Here is a 1,421-nt window from a genome sequence, read left to right as displayed (position 1 = left end):
ACCGAGTTGTTCCCGAACTGGAAGGAACTGGGCGCGCCGCTGAACCAGCCCGTCACCGAGGACGAGGTGCTGTTCCTGTCGGAGACCGGCGCCAAGCAGACCCCGCACGGCCTGCTGCCGGAATGCTTCCACAACCAGGGCAACTACGTCATCAGCCTGGGCGCAGTCACCAAGTGGCTGGGTGAGCAGGCCGAGGCCCTGGGCGTGGAGATCTTCCCGGGCTTTTCCGCCGCGGAGGTGGTCTATGACGAACAGGGCCGCGTCAAGGGCGTGGCCACCGGCAACCTGGGCATCGGCAAGGATGGAGAACCCACCGAGAACTTCCAGCTGGGCATGGAACTGCTGGGCAAGTACACCATCTTCGCCGAGGGCGCCCGCGGCCACCTGGGCAAGCAGCTGATCGCCAAGTACCGGTTGGACCATGGCCGCGACCCGCAGAGCTACGCCATCGGCATCAAGGAGCTGTGGGAAGTGCCGGCGGACAAGGCCAAGCCCGGTCTGGTGGTGCACACCGCCGGCTGGCCGATGGACAGCGAGACCTATGGCGGCGGCTTCCTCTACCACCTGGAGGGCAACAAGGTCACACTGGGCTACGTGGTCGGTCTGGACTACAAGAACCCCTGGCTGTCGCCCTTCGAGGAGATGCAGCGCTGGAAGACCCACCCGTCCATCCGCACCCACATCGAGGGCGGCAAGCGCCTGGGCTATGGCGCACGAGCCATCACGGCCGGCGGCATCCTGTCCCTGCCCAAGCTGGTCTTCCCGGGTGGCGCCCTGGTGGGCTGCGATGCCGGCACCCTGAACGCCTCGCGCATCAAGGGCAGCCACGCGGCCATCAAGACCGGCATGCTCGCCGCCGAAGCGGCCTTCAATGCACTGCAGGCCGGCCGCGCCCAGGATGAGCTGGGCGACTACCCGGTGGCCTTCGAGCAGAGCTGGCTGCACACCGAGCTGATGCGGGCCAAGAACTTCAAGCAATGGTTCAAGAAGGGCAACACCATCGGCACGCTGATGACCGGCATCGAGCAGTGGCTGCTGCCCAAGCTGGGCATCACCATCCCGCCCTGGACGATCCACCGCCAACAGGCCGACCACCTGTACCTGAAGCCGGCGGCCGAGTGCCCGAAGATCGACTACCCCAAGCCCGATGGCAAGCTGACCTTTGACCGGCTCTCCTCGGTGTTCATCAGCAACACCAACCATGAGGAAAACCAGCCGGCGCACCTGACGCTCAAAGATGCTTCGGTGCCGGTCAAGGTGAACCTGGCCAAGTTCGCCGGACCGGAGAGCCGCTACTGCCCGGCCGGGGTCTACGAGTTCGTCAACAAGGACGGCGCCGACCAGCTGGTGATCAACGCCCAGAACTGCGTGCACTGCAAGACCTGCGACATCAAGGACCCGACCCAGAACATCGTCTGGGT

At 65.4% G+C, this 1,421-nt stretch carries 1 protein-coding gene; it reads left to right on the top strand.

Annotated features, from left to right (window positions below):
• Window positions 1–1,421: electron transfer flavoprotein-ubiquinone oxidoreductase (locus tag M0L44_RS21940; protein WP_252772314.1), on the top strand; the 1,421-nt coding region annotated here is incomplete at both ends.

The sequence above is a fragment of the Ideonella oryzae genome, assembly GCF_024055665.1.
Taxonomy (GTDB): Bacteria; Pseudomonadota; Gammaproteobacteria; order Burkholderiales; family Burkholderiaceae_C; genus Ideonella; species Ideonella oryzae.
The sequence above is the reverse complement of the archived record's forward strand: the minus strand, read 5'-3'. Positions and strand labels throughout refer to the sequence as shown.